This window comes from Acidimicrobiia bacterium, from assembly GCA_036271555.1.
GTDB lineage: Bacteria > Actinomycetota > Acidimicrobiia > IMCC26256 > PALSA-610 > DATBAK01.
Genome location: DATBAK010000054.1, coordinates 23298 through 38260, shown reverse-complemented (window position 1 = coordinate 38260; position 14963 = coordinate 23298). Strand labels below are relative to the sequence as shown.

Annotated in this window: 15 protein-coding genes; 9 read left to right on the top strand and 6 right to left on the bottom strand. The window is 71.1% G+C overall.

Going from position 1 to position 14963, the window contains the following annotated elements; all coding sequences use genetic code 11:
* Positions 1-1509: FAD-binding protein (locus VH914_13495; protein HEX4492217.1), on the bottom strand; the 1509-nt coding region annotated here is incomplete at its 3' end.
* 46 nt (positions 1510-1555) lie between these two features.
* Between VH914_13495 and VH914_13490 the strand changes: the two genes are divergently transcribed.
* Both VH914_13490 and VH914_13485 read left to right on the top strand, forming a co-directional pair.
* Positions 1556-1915 (top strand): nuclear transport factor 2 family protein, encoded by a 360-nt coding sequence (locus VH914_13490; GenBank protein HEX4492216.1) that lies wholly within the window; start codon positions 1556-1558, stop codon positions 1913-1915.
* A 99-nt stretch (positions 1916-2014) separates the two neighbouring features.
* Positions 2015-4156, top strand: coding sequence for an SPFH domain-containing protein (locus tag VH914_13485; GenBank protein ID HEX4492215.1), 2142 nt, complete (start codon positions 2015-2017; stop codon positions 4154-4156).
* A gap of 72 nt (positions 4157-4228) precedes the next feature.
* Here the strand turns inward: VH914_13485 and VH914_13480 are convergent, their stop codons facing one another.
* Both VH914_13480 and VH914_13475 read right to left on the bottom strand, forming a co-directional pair.
* Entirely contained in the window at positions 4229-4423 is a 195-nt protein-coding gene (locus tag VH914_13480; GenBank protein HEX4492214.1) for a hypothetical protein, read from the bottom strand.
* Positions 4420-4989, bottom strand: a complete 570-nt coding sequence (locus VH914_13475; GenBank protein HEX4492213.1) for a hypothetical protein — start codon at positions 4987-4989, stop codon at positions 4420-4422. The genes VH914_13480 and VH914_13475 overlap by 4 nt, the downstream gene beginning before the upstream one ends.
* Before the next feature lie 128 nt (positions 4990-5117).
* Here VH914_13475 and VH914_13470 point away from each other — a divergent pair, with 128 nt between their 5' ends.
* From VH914_13470 to VH914_13455, 4 genes are all read left to right on the top strand, one after another.
* The gene (locus VH914_13470) at positions 5118-6254 is read left to right on the top strand and encodes a serine hydrolase domain-containing protein (GenBank protein HEX4492212.1); all 1137 of its coding nucleotides are present in this window, start codon (positions 5118-5120) and stop codon (positions 6252-6254) included.
* Between the two features lie 15 nt (positions 6255-6269).
* Positions 6270-7805: an AMP-binding protein gene (locus VH914_13465; GenBank protein ID HEX4492211.1), complete on the top strand. Its 1536-nt coding sequence runs from the start codon at positions 6270-6272 to the stop codon at positions 7803-7805.
* A gap of 89 nt (positions 7806-7894) precedes the next feature.
* Positions 7895-8689 carry a DNA-formamidopyrimidine glycosylase family protein gene (locus tag VH914_13460; protein HEX4492210.1) on the top strand — a complete coding sequence of 265 codons (795 nt, stop codon included), beginning with the start codon at positions 7895-7897 and terminating at the stop codon, positions 8687-8689.
* A 71-nt stretch (positions 8690-8760) separates the two neighbouring features.
* The gene (locus tag VH914_13455; GenBank protein ID HEX4492209.1) at positions 8761-9636 is read left to right on the top strand and encodes a TIGR03620 family F420-dependent LLM class oxidoreductase; all 876 of its coding nucleotides are present in this window, start codon (positions 8761-8763) and stop codon (positions 9634-9636) included.
* On the opposite strand, the gene VH914_13450 is transcribed toward VH914_13455, so the two are convergent.
* Positions 9633-10337, bottom strand: a complete 705-nt coding sequence (locus VH914_13450; GenBank protein HEX4492208.1) for a hypothetical protein — start codon at positions 10335-10337, stop codon at positions 9633-9635. The two genes, VH914_13455 and VH914_13450, sit on opposite strands and share 4 nt — an antisense overlap.
* A gap of 72 nt (positions 10338-10409) precedes the next feature.
* Between VH914_13450 and VH914_13445 the strand changes: the two genes are divergently transcribed.
* The 3 genes from VH914_13445 (at position 10410) to VH914_13435 (ending at position 12961) form a co-directional block, all read left to right on the top strand.
* Positions 10410-11006: an HD domain-containing protein gene (locus tag VH914_13445; GenBank protein ID HEX4492207.1), complete on the top strand. Its 597-nt coding sequence runs from the start codon at positions 10410-10412 to the stop codon at positions 11004-11006.
* Between the two features lie 21 nt (positions 11007-11027).
* On the top strand, positions 11028-11858 hold the full coding sequence (locus VH914_13440) for a hypothetical protein (protein ID HEX4492206.1): 831 nt from the start codon (positions 11028-11030) through the stop codon (positions 11856-11858).
* A gap of 143 nt (positions 11859-12001) precedes the next feature.
* A complete protein-coding gene (locus VH914_13435; GenBank protein ID HEX4492205.1) occupies positions 12002-12961 on the top strand; it encodes a hypothetical protein in 960 nt (319 codons plus the stop codon).
* Between the two features lie 20 nt (positions 12962-12981).
* Here VH914_13435 and VH914_13430 read toward each other — a convergent pair whose 3' ends face one another.
* Entirely contained in the window at positions 12982-13485 is a 504-nt protein-coding gene (locus tag VH914_13430) for a UGSC family (seleno)protein (protein HEX4492204.1), read from the bottom strand.
* Between the two features lie 29 nt (positions 13486-13514).
* Entirely contained in the window at positions 13515-14948 is a 1434-nt protein-coding gene (locus tag VH914_13425; protein HEX4492203.1) for a thioredoxin, read from the bottom strand.
* Positions 14949-14963: the final 15 nt, after the last annotated feature.

Sequence of the window (14963 nt, the reverse complement as noted above, 5' to 3'; positions counted from 1 at the left end):
CTCGACGAGCCGGTCGTAGTTCGCGCCGTAGTACGCCTGCTGCCAGTCGGTGAGCGTCGGGTCGATGTAGTTCTGATACGCGGCGCCGGACGCCGCGGGTCGCAACGCATTCCACAGCCCGTCGAGCCACGCGCGATTCGCCGCGAGATCGTCCGCCGGCGCGTTCGGGTCGAAGGTGCCGCTGTACTGCGCGGAGCACAGCACGTTGCGGTGGACGAACGCGGTCGCCTCCGGAGCCACGCGGTTGATCGCGCCGCCGTACGCGTCGAAGTGCGCGGCACCGCCTTGGAGGCGTGAGTCGGTCGTGCGGCGCCCGATCGCGCTCGTCAACGCGGCGATCGCGCTCGTGTCCATCGGCTTCGTGAAGTAGTCCGATTTCGCGATGAACGCGGAGCGCGCCAGCGTTCCGCCCGGCCACGAGCCCGCGAAATGACACGCGTCCTGGGTGAGTCCCTGACAGCCCGCGGCGATCATCGCCTCGTCGCCGTAGGTGTGCGCGCGCTCGAAGCGCGTCGCCGGCGCGCCGATCGCGGCGACGAGCGGTGCGAGCAGCGGGTCGAGCATCGATTCGGGTCCGACCAAGAGTCCCGACACCGAGATGCTCGGACCCGTGCCGGGCGCGCCGCTCAGCAAGCACGCGCTGAACAGCTCGTCGGGCAGGCTCGGCACCCAGTCCATCCACGCCGCGAGCGTCTTGCCCGCGAGCGACCACGACCACGTGAGCTTGTAGATCGTGACGTCGCTCACCGCGTGCGTGCGGAACGTGAAGGCGGTGACGATCGCGAAGTTGCCGCCGCCTCCGCCGCGCAGCGCCCAAAAGAGGCCGGGTTCGTGCGTCGCGTCGCAGTGCAGTCGGCGGCCGTCGGCGAGCACGACATCGAGCCCGACGACGTTGTCGCACGTGAGCCCGAACGCGCGACCCGTCAACCCCATCCCGCCGCCGAGTGCGAGGCCCGCGATGCCGACCGTCGGGCACGAGCCCGCGGGGATCGCGACGCCCTGACCCGCGAGCGCGAGGTCGACGTCGATCAACTGCGCGCCCGCGCCGACGGTCGCGCGCTTCGAGCCGGAGTCGTACGCGATCGCGCGCATCGCGCCGAGATCGACGACGAGCCCCGAACCCGACGAGTAGCCGCCGTAGCTGTGGCCGCCGCCGCGCGCGGTGATCGGTGAGCCGGTCGCGCGCGCCCAGTCGACGCACGCGCCGACATCCTGCGCGCTCGTGCAGCGCGCGACCGCGGCGGGGTGCAGCGTGTCGAACGCGGGGTTCGCGAGCCGCGCCGCGACCGCGTAGCTCGGATCGCTCGGACGCACGAGCGTCCCGTGCAGACTGCGCGCGAGGTCGTCGAGGTCGGGCGGAACGGTCGTCGTCGTACGGCCGATGGTCGTCGTCGCGCGCGACGACGGGCTCGACGCGCGACTGCTGCCGTGACACGCGTCGAGCAACGGCACCGCCGCCGACGCGACCGCGACCCGTCCCAGCTTCGCGAGGAACTCGCGCCGGTCCACGCGGTCATTGTCGCCCGCTCGCATCGTTTCGGTGCAGCATGGGCGCATGGACGGAGTGACGACCGTACGCCGCTACCTCGACGCGATGGCGCGCGGGGAGTGGGACGCGCTCGCCGAGTGCCTCACTCCCGACGTCGAGCGGCTCGGCCCGTACGGCGACGACTACGACGGCGTCGATGCGTACGTGCCGTTCCTGCGCGCGACGATCGAGGCGCTCGACGGCTACGTGATGCGCGTCGATCGCGTCGTCGCCGCGGGTGACGCGCTCGTGGTCGCCGAGCTCAGCGAGACCGTGACGATGAACGGCACGCGCCGCGAGACGCCGGAGGCGCTCGTCTTCGACCTCGCTCCCGACGGCCGCATCGCCCGGGTCGCCATCTTCCTGCGTACGTCGTTCACGCCCTGAGGCGCGCAGGCCGGGAGCCGGCGGAACCGACCAGAACGGGCATTTTCCGGGCGTTCCGGACGTAGGCTCCGACAAGAGGGACCGACAGGAGCGTGCAGCGTGGGAATCGTCATCGGGGTCGTCGTCGGGGTCATCGTCCTGATCGTTCTGTACCAGTCGATCAACCAGATCGGGCCGACGGAGGTGGGGCTGGTCTCGAAGCGGGTGGCGGTTCGCAAGCTCAAGGACGACAGCCCGATCGCCTTCCGGGGCGAGGCGGGCTACCAGGCCGAGCTGCTGATGCCGGGCCTGCGCTTCAAGTTCTGGCCGGTCTACAGCGTGAAGAAGTTCCCGTGGGTGCAGGTCCCGGCGGGCCAGATCGCGGTGGTGATCGCCCAGGTCGGCGCGCCGCTGCCGATCGGCGCGAAGAGCGGTGTGTACCAACCGCAGTTCGAGAACTTCTCGAACCTCGAGACGTTCGTGCAGGGCGGCGGGCAGAAGGGCGTGCAGCGGCCGGTGCTCCCGCCGGGCACGCTCGTGCCGATCCACCCGGTCGGCTTCATCGTCATCACGTCGAGCCAGGTCTACGGGCTCACGGTGTCGCCCGAGCTCGTGCATCGCGCGCGCGCCGCGGGCGGCGTGCTCACGTGCGACGCGTTCGGCCTCACCGCGCAACAGCTGCAAGTGGTCGTGATCGCCCCGGTCGGGCCGCAGGACATGATCGGTGTCGTCACCGCGCTCGACGGCCCGCCGCTGCAGTCGGGCGACATCGCGAGCCGGCTCGGCGGCTACCAGGACGTCTTGCAGATGGAGCACGGCGAGGCCGCGATCAGCGACCAAGAAGTCATCGAGATGCTGCTCGGCAGCAAGAACAACCTGCACAACAACTACCAGGACTTCCAATCGTTCCTCGAGGCCGGCGGGCGCATCGGTCTGCAGCACGACCCGCTGCTCTACGGCGCGTACCTGCTCAATCCGTTCCTCGTGCAGGTCGAGCTCGTACCGATGCTCGTCGTGAACCAGGGCGAGGTCGCGGTCGTCAAGGCGTACGTCGGTCTGCCGACGAACGACACGTCGGGCACCGAGTTCAAGTTCGGATCGATCGTGCTCCCCGGTCACCGCGGCATTTGGCAGGAGCCGCTGCGCACCGGCAAGTACCCGATCAACCCGCGTTGCTACGCGGCCGAGATCGTTCCGACGTCGATCCTCACGCTCAACTGGTCGGACACGGTGTCGCAGGCGCACAGCCTCGACGCGAACCTCTCGCCGATCGAGGGCAAGAGTCGTGAGGGCTTCGTGTTCCGCATCGAGCTGCAGGTGCAGATCCACGTGCCCGACACGAAGGCACCGAAGGTCATCTCGATGGTCGGCACGATGCTGAACCTCGTGAACGAGGTGTTGCAGTCGGCCGTCGGCAACCACTTCCGCAACACGCTGCAGGACCTCGAGGCCGTGCGCTTCATCGAGACCCGCATGCAGGTGCAGCAGGCCGCGCTCACCGCGGTGACGCAATACCTCGGTTTGTACGACGTCGAGACGAAGGGCGTCTACATCCAGGACGTCGTGTTCCCGCCCGAGCTCGTGACCGTGCTGACCCAGCGCGAGATCGCGAACCAGGAGAAGGCGACCTTCGCGGAGGAGGAACGCGCGCAGACCGCTCGCGTCGAGATGGAGAAGGCGAAGGGCACCGCCGACATGCAGGCGCAGCTCGCACAGTCGCAGGTCTCGATCGACATCCGCAGGAACGAGGCCGCGTCACGCGAGGCGCAGGCGCAAGGTGAAGCCGCGTACGTCGAGCTGACCGGACGCGCGGAGGCGACGAAGGTCGAAGCGATCGGTATCGCGCAGGCGAAGGCGACCGAGGCGCTCGGTCTCGCGCGCGCCGAGGGCTTCAAGGCGCAGAAGGCCGCGGTCGGCGAGACCGCGACCGCGCTCGTCGCCGTCGCCAACGCGGTCGCCGACGGCCACATCACGATCGTCCCCGAGGTGCTCGTGACCGGCGGTGGCGGTTCGCTCGACGGGCTCGCGGCGACGTTGATGCGCACGTTGCGCAACAGTGGGAACGGCAGCGGCAACGGGTTCGGCTCGTCGGGACCGAGCGACGGCGAAGCGCCGGGCACGGGCGACGGTGCCGAGGTCGCCGCGGTCGAGGCGCCCGCACCGCCGGTCGACACGAAGCCGCCGGCGGCGATCGACCCGCCGGTCGTGACCCCGCCGCCGTCCGCCGAGCCGCGACCGAACTCACCGCGCCGCCAGCGGTAGCGCGGGCTCAGTGGTACTGCGTTGTCGCCATATAGCGACGTAACGCAGTACCACGGGAACCCGCGGGAACGCTCAGTTGCGATCTCGGCGGGCGAGTGGGCCCCACCAGCCGAGCGCGAAGCCGGAGACGATGCCCGCGACCACGACGATCGTGATCACGACGCTGTCGAGGCGGATCACGCCGAAGAACAGCAGGTCGAGCGAGACGAACAGGCCGAGGAAGAGCCCGTTCACCGCGCCCAGGATCGGCCGGCCGCGCGCCTTCACTTGAGATACCTCGGCTTCGCCCGCATCACGAGCGCGAGGTTCAGCACGGTGACGAGCGTGAGCGCGAGCGACACCCACACCAGCGGGCTGCGGCCCTTGATCTGCACGACGACCTGTCCCGCGCAGTCGATGCCGGCCTCGTGGTGCTCACCGCTCACCGGCACCTTGATGCCCGCAAGGAGCGACGGCAGGTCGTAGTGGTACATGCCCGAGTTGGCGGAGCGTCCGACCTTCTTCCCGTTCTTGCCCCACTCGCCCAGCGTGACGACGCCGATCGGCGGCGGGAACTTGATCCCCACCTCGCCGTTCGCGGCGCGGTCCCCGGACGCGCCGACCGCCACCCGCCAGCGCACGTCGCCCGTGCGCGGGATCGTGGCCTTGTCGACGGTCTTCGGGTCGTACGTCCGCGTCGGCGTGCCCGCGCTCACGAGGGTGCCCGATGCCTGGCACGCGCCCGTGAGCGACGCGCCCGCGGGCGCGGCCGCGAGCAGCAGTGTGCCGACGAGCACGGCCGCGCCGAGCGCGCCCGCGAGGCAGATCCGCGCGCCCGTGCCGGCCGCCGACATTGCAAGCCTCGATCCGCGCTCCACGGCAACGTCCCCCGGTCGCTCCGCTCCCTTCGAGGGTAAGGCGGCCGCGGCCGAGGATCAACGACCCCGACCGGCGCTAGCCTCCGCGTTCCTGGAGGTCGCCGATGAGCACGAGTCCGGTGCGGACGCTCGACGAGCAGGCGATGCATGCGCTGGTCGACCGGGCGCATCGTGAGATCGATTCGGGGTTGTTGCCGTCGTGCCAGCTCGCCCTCGGCTTCAACGGCGAGATCGTGCTCGAGGAGACGCTCGGCGACGCGACCTCCGACTCGCGCTACGTGATCTTCTCGTGCACGAAGGCGATCGTCGCGAGCGCGGTCTGGCTGCTGATCGGCGACGACCGGTTGCAGACCTCGGCGCGCGTCGCCGACATCGTCCCGGAGTTCGCCACGTTCGGGAAGGACGTCGTCACCGTCGAGCAACTGCTCACGCACACGAGCGGCTTCCCGCACGCGCCGCTCGGTCCGCCCGACTGGTACACGCGCGAGGCGAGGCTCGCGCGCTTCGCGAAGTGGCGCCTGACCTTCGAGCCCGGCACGGCGTTCGAGTACCACCCGACCGCCGCGCACTGGGTGCTCGCGGAGCTGATCGAGCGGATCGCGGGTGTCGATTACCGCGAGTTCGTACGCGTCCGGATCCTCGAAGCGCTCGGATTGCGACGACTCGAGCTCGGCGTGCGCGGCGAGCCGAGCGCCATCGCGACCATCGTGGGTTGCGGCGAGCCTGCGCCGCCCGACGAGCTCCAGGCCGCGATCGGCGCACGCGAGCTTCCCGTCACCGAGGTGACCGAGGAGGTCCTGCTCGGCTTCAACGAGCCCGCGAACCTCGAGCTCGGCGTGCCCGGCGGCGGCGCGGTCTCGAGTGCGGCCGACCTCGCGCGCTTCTACCAAGCACTGCTGCACGACTCGGGTGGGCTGTGGGACCACGACGTGCTGCGCAGTGGCACGAGTGAGGTGCTCAATCGCTTCCCGAACGAGCTCGGCGTCGCCGCGAACCGCACGCTCGGGCTCGTGGTCGCGGGCGACGACGGTCAGAGCGCGGCGCGTGGCATGGGGCACACGGTGTCGGCGTCGGCGTTCGGTCACAACGGCGCGGGCGGCCAGATCGCGTGGGCCGATCCCGGGACCGGTCTCTCGTTCGTGTACCTGACCAACGGTCTGGACCGCAACGCGCTGCGCGAGTGGCGCCGCACGTCGGGTCTCGCGAGCCGCGCCGCGACGTGTGCGGCCAACGTGAGCTGAGAGCAGGAGGCTTTCGTGCGCGTACCGCTCACCGTCAACGACTTCCTCGATCGCGCCGAGCAGGTCTACGGCGCGCGCGTGGCGCTCGTCGACGAGCCCGACCAGCCCGCGGAGTCGTGGGGGAGCATCACGTACGCGGAGATGGCCCGCCGCGCCCGCGCCCAGGCCGCGGCGCTCGACGCCATGGGACTCGACCGCGGCGCGCGTGTCGCGATCGTCTCGCACAACTCCGCGCGGCTCATGACCGCGTTCTGGGGCGTGAGCGGTTGGGGTCGCATCCTCGTGCCGATCAACTTCCGTCTCAACGCCGACGAGATCGGCTACATCATCGAGCACTCGGGCGCGGAGATCCTGCTCGTCGACCCCGAGCTCGACGACACGCTGCGCGGCGTCACCGCGAAGCAGCGCATGGTGCTCGGCGCGCAGTCCGATCGGGATCTCTACCGCGACGACTGCGACCCCGAGCCGTGGGACGCCGACGAGGATGCGACCGCGACGATCAACTACACGAGCGGGACGACCGCGCGGCCGAAGGGCGTCGAGCTGCCGCACCGCACGCTCTGGCTCAACGCGACGATCTTCGGCTGGCAGGCCGGCGTCAACGACCGGGATGTGTACCTCCACACGCTCCCGATGTTCCACTGCAACGGCTGGGGCATGCCGTACGCGGTGACGGGCATGGGCGGGCGCCACATCGTGATCCGCAAGGTCGACGGCGCGGAGATCCTCCGGCGCATCGACCGCGAGGGCGTCACGCTGTTGAACGGCGCGCCCGCGGTCGTCGCCGCGATCCTCGACGCCGCGTCGACGTGGGACGGCGAGACCCCGGGTCGCGGCCGGACGCGCATCATCGTCGCCGGCGCGCCGCCGCCGACGCGCACGATCGAGCGGGTGGAGACCGAGCTCGGGTGGGAGTTCATCCAGATCTACGGACTCACCGAGACCGCACCGTTGCTCACGATGAACCGCGGGCGCGCGGAGTACGACGCGCTCGCGCCGAACGAGCGCGCCGCGCGTCTCGGGCGCGCCGGCGCGCCGACGTTGGGCACGCGGCTGAGCGTCGACGACGAGGGTGAGGTGCTGGCTGCGAGCAACGTCGTCATGCGGGGCTATTGGGAGCAGCCCGAGGCGTCGGCCGACGCGTTGCGCGCCGGCTGGTTCCACACCGGCGACGGCGGCAGCCTCGACGACGACGGCTACCTCTCGATCTCCGACCGCAAGAAGGACGTGATCATCTCGGGCGGCGAGAACGTGTCGTCGATCGAGGTCGAGGACTGCATCTTCTCGCACCCCGCGGTCGCCGAGGTGTGCGTGCTCGGCGTGCCGCACGAGAAGTGGGGCGAGACGGTGATCGCCTTGGTGGTCGTCGCGCCCGACGCGACGGTCACCGAGGTCGAGATCATCGAGCACTGCCGCGAGCGACTCGCGCACTACAAGTGCCCCACGGCGATCGAGTTCCGCACGGAGCTCGCGCGCACCGCGACCGGCAAGCTCCAAAAGTTCAAGCTGCGCGCGCCGTACTGGGAAGGCCGCGAACGGCTCGTCAACTGATGGTCGGGCTTGCAAGCTCGTCCTCCATGACGCGGGATGGGAGCAGCCGAGGGGACGCCGCTCGCTTCGCTCGCGCGCTGTGGCGCTGAATGCCTGAGGGCGACACGATCCATCGCGCCGCGGCGCAGTTGCGCGGCGCACTCGCGGGGAAGCGCGTCGTGAAGGTCGAGGTCCGGCGCGACCCGCGCGGTCGGCGGGGCGTCGAACCCGGAGCGACCGTGACCGAGGTCGTCGCGCAGGGCAAGCACCTGCTGATCCACTTCGACGACGGTCACGTGCTGCACACGCACATGCAGCTGACCGGCGCGTGGCAGGTGTACGCGCCGGGTGAGCGCTGGCGGCGGCCCGCGCACACCGCGCGCGTCGTGCTCGAGGTCGAGGGCGGCACGACCGCGGTGTGCTTCGCGGCACCGCTCGTCGAGCTGCGGACGGAGAACGCGCGCGACGTCACCCACGCGGCGAACGCAATCGCCGCGCTCGGTCCCGACCTCTGTCTCGACGCGCCCGATCTCGACGCCGTGCTCGCGCGCGTCGCGCGCCTCGATCCCGCGACCGAGCTCGCGCTCGTGCTGCTCGACCAGCGGGTCGCGGCGGGCATCGGCAACGTGTACAAGTCGGAGGTCTGCTGGGCCGAGAAGGTATGGCCGTTCACGCCGATCGGCGCGCTCGCCGACGCGACCCGCCGGCGCATGTACGCGACCGCGCACCGCCAACTGCGCGCGAACCTCGGCACGAAGCGACGCGTCACGTACCAAGGCGGGCTCGCGGTCTACGGCAAGGCCGGTCGGCTCTGCCCGCGCTGCCGCACCCGCATCGTCCGTCGTGGTGGTCGCGACGACGAGCGCGTCACCTACTGGTGCCCGACGTGCCAGCCCGAGCCGTAGATCGCGAGTCGCTCGCATGGGCGCCCCAGCTGCGGCTGCGCGTACGAGGGCAGCCTGGGTAACGTCGACGGGTGAACCTCTCGGGAACCGGCGTGTGGGCGGGCCAGCTTCGCTACGGCGACGAGGGCGCGATTGCGGACGCGGCCGCGGAGCTCGACGCGCTCGGGTACTCGGCGCTCTGGATCCCCGACGTCGGTGGCGACGTGCTCGCAGCGATGGAGCACCTGCTCGGCGCGGCGCCTCGTGCCGCGGTCGCGACCGGCATCCTCAACGTGTGGATGCACACGCCCGACGAGATTGCGACGCGGCGCGGATCATGGTCGGCCGAGTGGCAGGCGCGCGCGCTCTTCGGCCTCGGCGTGAGCCACGCCGCGCTCATCGATCAGTCCGAGCCTGGGAAGTGGACGAAGCCGTACTCCGTGATGGTCGAGTACCTCGACGGGCTCGACGCCGCGTCGCCGTCGTTGCCGAAGGAATCGCGTGCGCTCGCGGCGCTCGGCCCGCGCATGTTGAAGCTCGCGCGCGATCGCACGACCGGGGTGCACCCGTACCTCGTGCCGCCCGAGCACAGCGCGGTCGCGCGCGAGGCGGTCGGTCCCCATGCGCTCGTCGCCACCGAGCAGGCGGTCGTGCTCGAGACCGACGCGGCCGTGGCGCGCGCGATCGCGCGCCAGCACCTCGCGATCTACCTCGGCCTCCCGAACTACACGAACAACCTGTTGCGACTCGGCTTCACCGAGGACGACGTCGCGGCGCCCGGTAGCGACCGGCTCGTCGACGCGATCGTCGCGTGGGGCGACGTCGACGCGATCAAGACGCGCGTCGACGCGCAGCGCGCCGCGGGCGCGAACCACGTGTGCATCCAGGTGTTGCAGGCCGATTACGACCTGCCGTCGGCCGTGTGGCGCGAGCTCGCGCCCGCACTCACCGGTTCATCCGCCGGCTAATCGAGCGGGGACCAGGTAGCGGTCCGCAGGAGGCGGCTCTCCCAGTCGTCGCGCACCTTGAGCGCGTCGTTCATCCACGTGCCCTTCGCCTTCATGTCCTTCGGGAGATCCTTGGTGAAGAGCATCGGGAGCCGCTCGGGCCACAGCACCTTCTGCCAGAGGATCACCTCACGGCGACGGGGCGCGCCGAGCGCGGCTTGGAACACCGCGTCGAGTTGGATGAGCGACCGCTCGGTGCGGTGCTCGAGGCTCGGCGCGTAGTGCGAGTGCGCGGCTTCGAGGTAGTCGTCGAGCATGCCCTCGTACGGCCACGCGCTGTCTTCCATGTAGAGCGTCTGGTCGTGCTCGCGCCCGTCGGTCGGCACGGTCGTGAGGTCGAACTCCTGGATCGGCGACCACTCCGCGAACATCAGGAGCTTGCCCTTCACCTCGTGCCGGCACTGGTCGAGGTCGGCCGCCCACGAACGCAGGTCGCCGGTCTGCACGCGCTGCGCGAGTCGTTCGTACGCGGCGCCGTCGCGCAATCCGGTGATCGTCGTGATCTGGTACGCGCGTCCGGTTCCGTGCGCGAGGAACAGGAACCAGAGGAGGCGGGCGTCGTCGGACTCGGCGAGCTTGGGGAGCCAGCCGTCGCGATAGGCGGCCTCGAACTCGTCTTCCTTCGGACCGATGACGGTGTGGAGCTCGTGCAGCAGCAGCATGGCGACAGTCTGACCGCGCGTCCCGGCGGCGCGCACCTCCGCGCCCACGGACCGACGGGACAGAATCGGACCATGGACGATCGCCTCATCTCGCAACTGCGCTTCGTGCTCGAAGCCGATCGGCTGAAGCACGTCGAGCGCCGTAGCTACCTCGTCGACGGGTCGCGGCGTGAGAACTCCGCCGAGCACTCGTGGCATCTCGCGCTGATGGCGCTCGTGCTCATGGAGCACGCCGACGAGCCCGTCGATCGGCTGCGCGTGCTCGCGATGCTCGTGCTGCACGACCTCGTCGAGATCGACGCCGGCGACACGTTCCTCTACGACGTCGAAGGGCGCGCCGCGAAGCAGGAAGCCGAGGCGCGTGCCGCGCAGCGGCTGTTCGGGCTGCTGCCGGGCGAGCAGGGACGCGAGCTGCAAGACCTCTGGTTGGAGTACGAGGTGGGCGAGAGTGCCGACGCTCGCTTCGCCCGCGCACTCGACCGGTTGCAGCCGCTCATGCTGAACCATGCTTCGGGTGGCGCGACCTGGCGTGAGCACGACGTCACCGCGGACCAAGTGCTCGCGGTCAACGAGTCGATCGCGTCCGGATCGGCGGCGTTGTGGGCGACCGCGCGCGATCTCGTCGCCGACGCGGTCGGGCGCGGATATCTCGCCGACCCCGCCTCCTGATCGCGGGCACACTGGTCGGCCGTGAACGACGTCGCACGGTTCGAGATCGGCTCGGCAAACCTCACGCGCGTCCCGTACTTCGACATCGCGCTCGATCCCGCGGTCGTGAGCGTGACGCCCGCGCAGATCGATGCGCACGCATGGGCCCGGCCGGCGTGGGTGGACGAAGCCGGTCGGGCGCTCGTCGGCCAGGTCGGGTGGGTCATCGAGTCGGAGGGACGCGTGCTGCTCGTCGATCCCTGCGGCGCGGCCGATCCGTTCCTCCGCACCGGGCCCGAGGCGATCGCGCACCAGGACGCGTTCCTCGCCGCGATGCGCGCCGCGGGCTTCGCGCCCGAGCGCGTCGATGCCGTCGTGCTCACCCATCTCGACGGGATCGGCATGGCCGCCGCGGTCGAGCCCGACGGTGCGTGGGGACCGCTGTTCCCGAACGCGCGCGTCGTGCTGACCCGCGCGGAGCTCGCGTGGTTGGAGGAACAGGACGCGGTCGGCGGCCTCGACGCGTTGCGCGCGCTCATCGCTCACGGTGTCGTCGACGGTGTCGACGACGAACACTCGTTCACAGACGCCGTTCGCTTCGAGCGCACCGGTGGACACTCGCCCGGACACGCGGTCGTCCATGTCGAGTCCGGCGGCGCGCACGCGGTGCTCCTCGGACACCTCGCGCTGAACCCGCTCCAGCTCGCGACCGTGCCGCACTCGGGCGGCCACGTCGACGTTGCGGCCGCGAACGCGTGGCTCGAACCGTTCGTCGCGCGCGCGACCCGCGAGTCGCTGCTGCTCGTCGGGCCGCTCTGGCCGTTTCCGGGCGCGGCTCGTCTCACCGCCGCCGGAGTCGTCGCCGCCGCCTGACCGGTTTGGCCTCACGCTCCGACGCCACTTAGCGTGGTGGTCCCTACGCTCGCTCGCGTAGGACGCGACGGTTGAGGCGACGAGGAGGGCGAAGCGTGCGAGCCCGACCATCGAACACCGGGCGGGTGGCGAGGACCGGGCTCGTGGCGATGCTGGCGACCGCGGCGTTGGCGCTCGCGGCCGCGCCCGCGGGATCGGTTGCGAACCCGCCGACCCGCTGCAAGTCGGTCGTCGGCGCGGCGCAGCTCACGCCGAAGTGGCAGGCGACGGCCGGCCCCGTCGAGCTCCACCTGCACACGTTCCGCGTCTCGAAGTGCGACCACGTCGGCGGCGCGGCCGCGACCGCAACGGGAACGCTGACGAGCCCGTCCGCTTCGTGTCCGCTCGCGCCGACCGACCGGCTGCGCGGCTCCTTGCAGATCGACTGGAACAACGGCGCGACCTCGTACCTCCGGGCCGCCCGCGTCGCGTCGACCGGCAATCCCGACGACCGGTTCGAAGTGCGGCTCGACGGTCGCGTCACCGGTGGCAGCCAGACGGGGGCGACACTGCGCGTGCGCCTCGACCTCGTGCCCAAGACCGGTGACTGCAGCGCCGGAGTCGGCGCGATCACGATGCACAACACGAACGCGATGACGATCGGCGGCCCGTACGCGAGCTGCGACGACGTCGCCGCGTCCGCGACGGTCAGCCCCGGGCTCGTTGCCGGCGCCGCGGCCCAGCACCTGCACTTCGAATCGTTCCAGGTGTCGGGTTGTCAGGCCGCCGACACCGCGCCCGCCGCCACGGTGATCGGCGCGCTCGATGCGTCGTCGGTGACGTGCCCACCCGGCAAGCAACAGCGGTTCTTCGGGATGCTCGAGATCGACTGGTCGAACCACTTCGTGTCGATCTTGAAGCGCGCGCACCTCGCGTCGACGAACAACCGCGACGATCCCTACGAGCTCAGTCTCCATGGCGTGATCACGAGTGGCGCCGACGCCGGCGCGACTCTCGAGGTGGTTCTGCACGCGACGCCGACCACCGGCGACTGCGCGTCGGGAGTGACGAGCCTGAGCTTCACGAACGTCGGCGCGTTCTCGATCGCCGACGCGTCGAAGTGAGCGTTACCCCGGCACCCGGATCAGCGCAGCGCGGCGACGAGGTCGTCGATCGCGGCGTCGGCCAGCGCGCGCAGCTCGTCGTCGGTTCGATCCTGGATCGGATGCGCGACGAAGACACGCGCGGGGTCGGCGCCGAGCGCGCGCGACTGCGCGTCGGCGGCCGCGACGAACTCGGTCGACGCGACGAACACCATCGGCACACCGGCGGCCTCGAGGTTCACGGTGTCGTGCACACTGCACGACGTGCACGATCCTCAGTCGGCGAGTGCTTCGATCACGAGGTCGCACTTCGTCGCGATCTCGTGCCGTAGATCCGCGGGCGCAGGCTTCGTGAACGTCGGCTTGCTGTAGCGCTCGACCTTCAGACCGCGCGCGACGAGCAGCTCCTCGACGCGATCGAGGAACACCTTGCCGCGCGGCTTGCTGATGTCGAGCAGGCCGACGGTCGCGCCCTCGATCGACGCGGGCCGCGCCGCGCGCTCGCGCGCCGCCGGGGCCCGTTCCGACGTGGGATCGAGCAGCACGCGGGCGTCGGACGCGACGGTCGTCGTGGTCACGTACCGACCTCCCGGGTCACTGGCTCACTCCCGACCGCGCCGCTCGCCCACCCGCCGATGATGGCCGAGAACATGCCCGCGGTGCCACCGGCGTGGACGATGAGCAGCCCGCCATCGCGGAACTTCGGGATCGACGTTCCCGCGAAGCCGGCCGGCAGTCCCTCGGCGATGCCGTGCGCGCCCGCGACGATGTCGTCGCCCGCGAGCAGGAGCTCGGCGCTCAGGGCCTCCCGCAGACGCGCCTTCGACCAGCCTGCCTCGCGAAAGACGCGTGCGTGCTCGGGTGAGACGACGAGCACCGCGTCCCACACCATCGCGAGCTTCGGGTGCGCGACGGTGCGCAGGCAGGCCGCGAAGCTGCGCGCGAGCGACTCGGGCTCACGCGACAGCTGGTCGACGACGCCGCGCACGCCTTCCGCAGCGAACAGCGTGACGGCCGAGCGTCCGCGCGCGATACCGCGCTCGACCGCGAGCGACTCCCACGGCGAACCCGCCTCGTCCTCGGCGAAGCAGAACGTGTACTTGCCGGGGTTGCCGAGCGTCGCGCGGTCGACTTCGCCGGGACGGCCACCGCCGACGTTGCGGACGACGAGTTGCAGCGCGCGTCCGATCGTCGCGTTCGCGCGGTTGCCCTGACCGAGCGCGTTGCCGCCGGAGTTCATCCCGATCGCGCGCGCGATCGGACCGTTGACGATCACGAGCGGGCCCGAGAACCACGTCGTCGCGAGCAGCCCGTGCGCGTTGAACTGATCGGTGCACGCAGCCTCGACCGCGGCCAGCACCACCGGCAGGTACTCGGGTCGGCAGCCCGCGAGCACCGCGTTGATCGCGACCTTCTCGACCGTGCACTCGACGAGGTCGGGCGGCACGACCGTGACGATGTCGTCCGGCGCGCGCGTCGTGCCCGCGAGCATGCGCGCGACGCGGGCGACCGTCGGCGGGACGACCGGAAGGCCGTCGGTCCAGCCCCGGGCGAACATCGCTTCCTGGTCGTCCTCGGCGGCGCCGAGCTCGACCGGACGCGCCTGCAGCCGGGGCGCCATCGTCGCGATCGCATGCGCGTCGGCGACGTCGGGGTCGTGCGTGCGCGAGCCGCAACCGGGTCGGAGGTCGGGGAGGTCGGGGCCGAGGCCCGCGAAGCCGGTGAGTGCCTCCCACCGCGCGCGCGACCAGCCCTCGGTGCGATTCGTGACCGCACCCCGCTCGACGCGCAGCAGCGTCGGCACGGTGTCGATCGCGAGCGCGAACGACACCTCGAGCTCGGTGTCGTCACACGCGTCGATGCCGGGCGGGAACGACGGGTCGTCCTGCGTGTAGACGCGCAGTGCGCCGCGCGCCGCGAGGTCGCGCAGAACAGGAGCGACGAGCGTGCAGGTAGGGCAGTCGCGTTTGACCACTGCGACCAATCCGTCGGGGAGCGCGCCGCTCACCCGAGCAGCCTCGCC

Bases quoted from the DNA above. Each gene is read 5' to 3' on its own strand.
- VH914_13490 (HEX4492216.1), top strand. From the start codon at position 1,556: ATGGACGGAGTGACGACCGTACGCCGCTACCTCGACGCGATGGCGCGC.
- VH914_13475 (HEX4492213.1), bottom strand. From the start codon at position 4,989: ATGTCGGCGGCCGGCACGGGCGCGCGGATCTGCCTCGCGGGCGCGCTC.
- VH914_13470 (HEX4492212.1), top strand. From the start codon at position 5,118: ATGAGCACGAGTCCGGTGCGGACGCTCGACGAGCAGGCGATGCATGCG.
- VH914_13460 (HEX4492210.1), top strand. From the start codon at position 7,895: ATGCCTGAGGGCGACACGATCCATCGCGCCGCGGCGCAGTTGCGCGGC.
- VH914_13450 (HEX4492208.1), bottom strand. From the start codon at position 10,337: ATGCTGCTGCTGCACGAGCTCCACACCGTCATCGGTCCGAAGGAAGAC.
- VH914_13445 (HEX4492207.1), top strand. From the start codon at position 10,410: ATGGACGATCGCCTCATCTCGCAACTGCGCTTCGTGCTCGAAGCCGAT.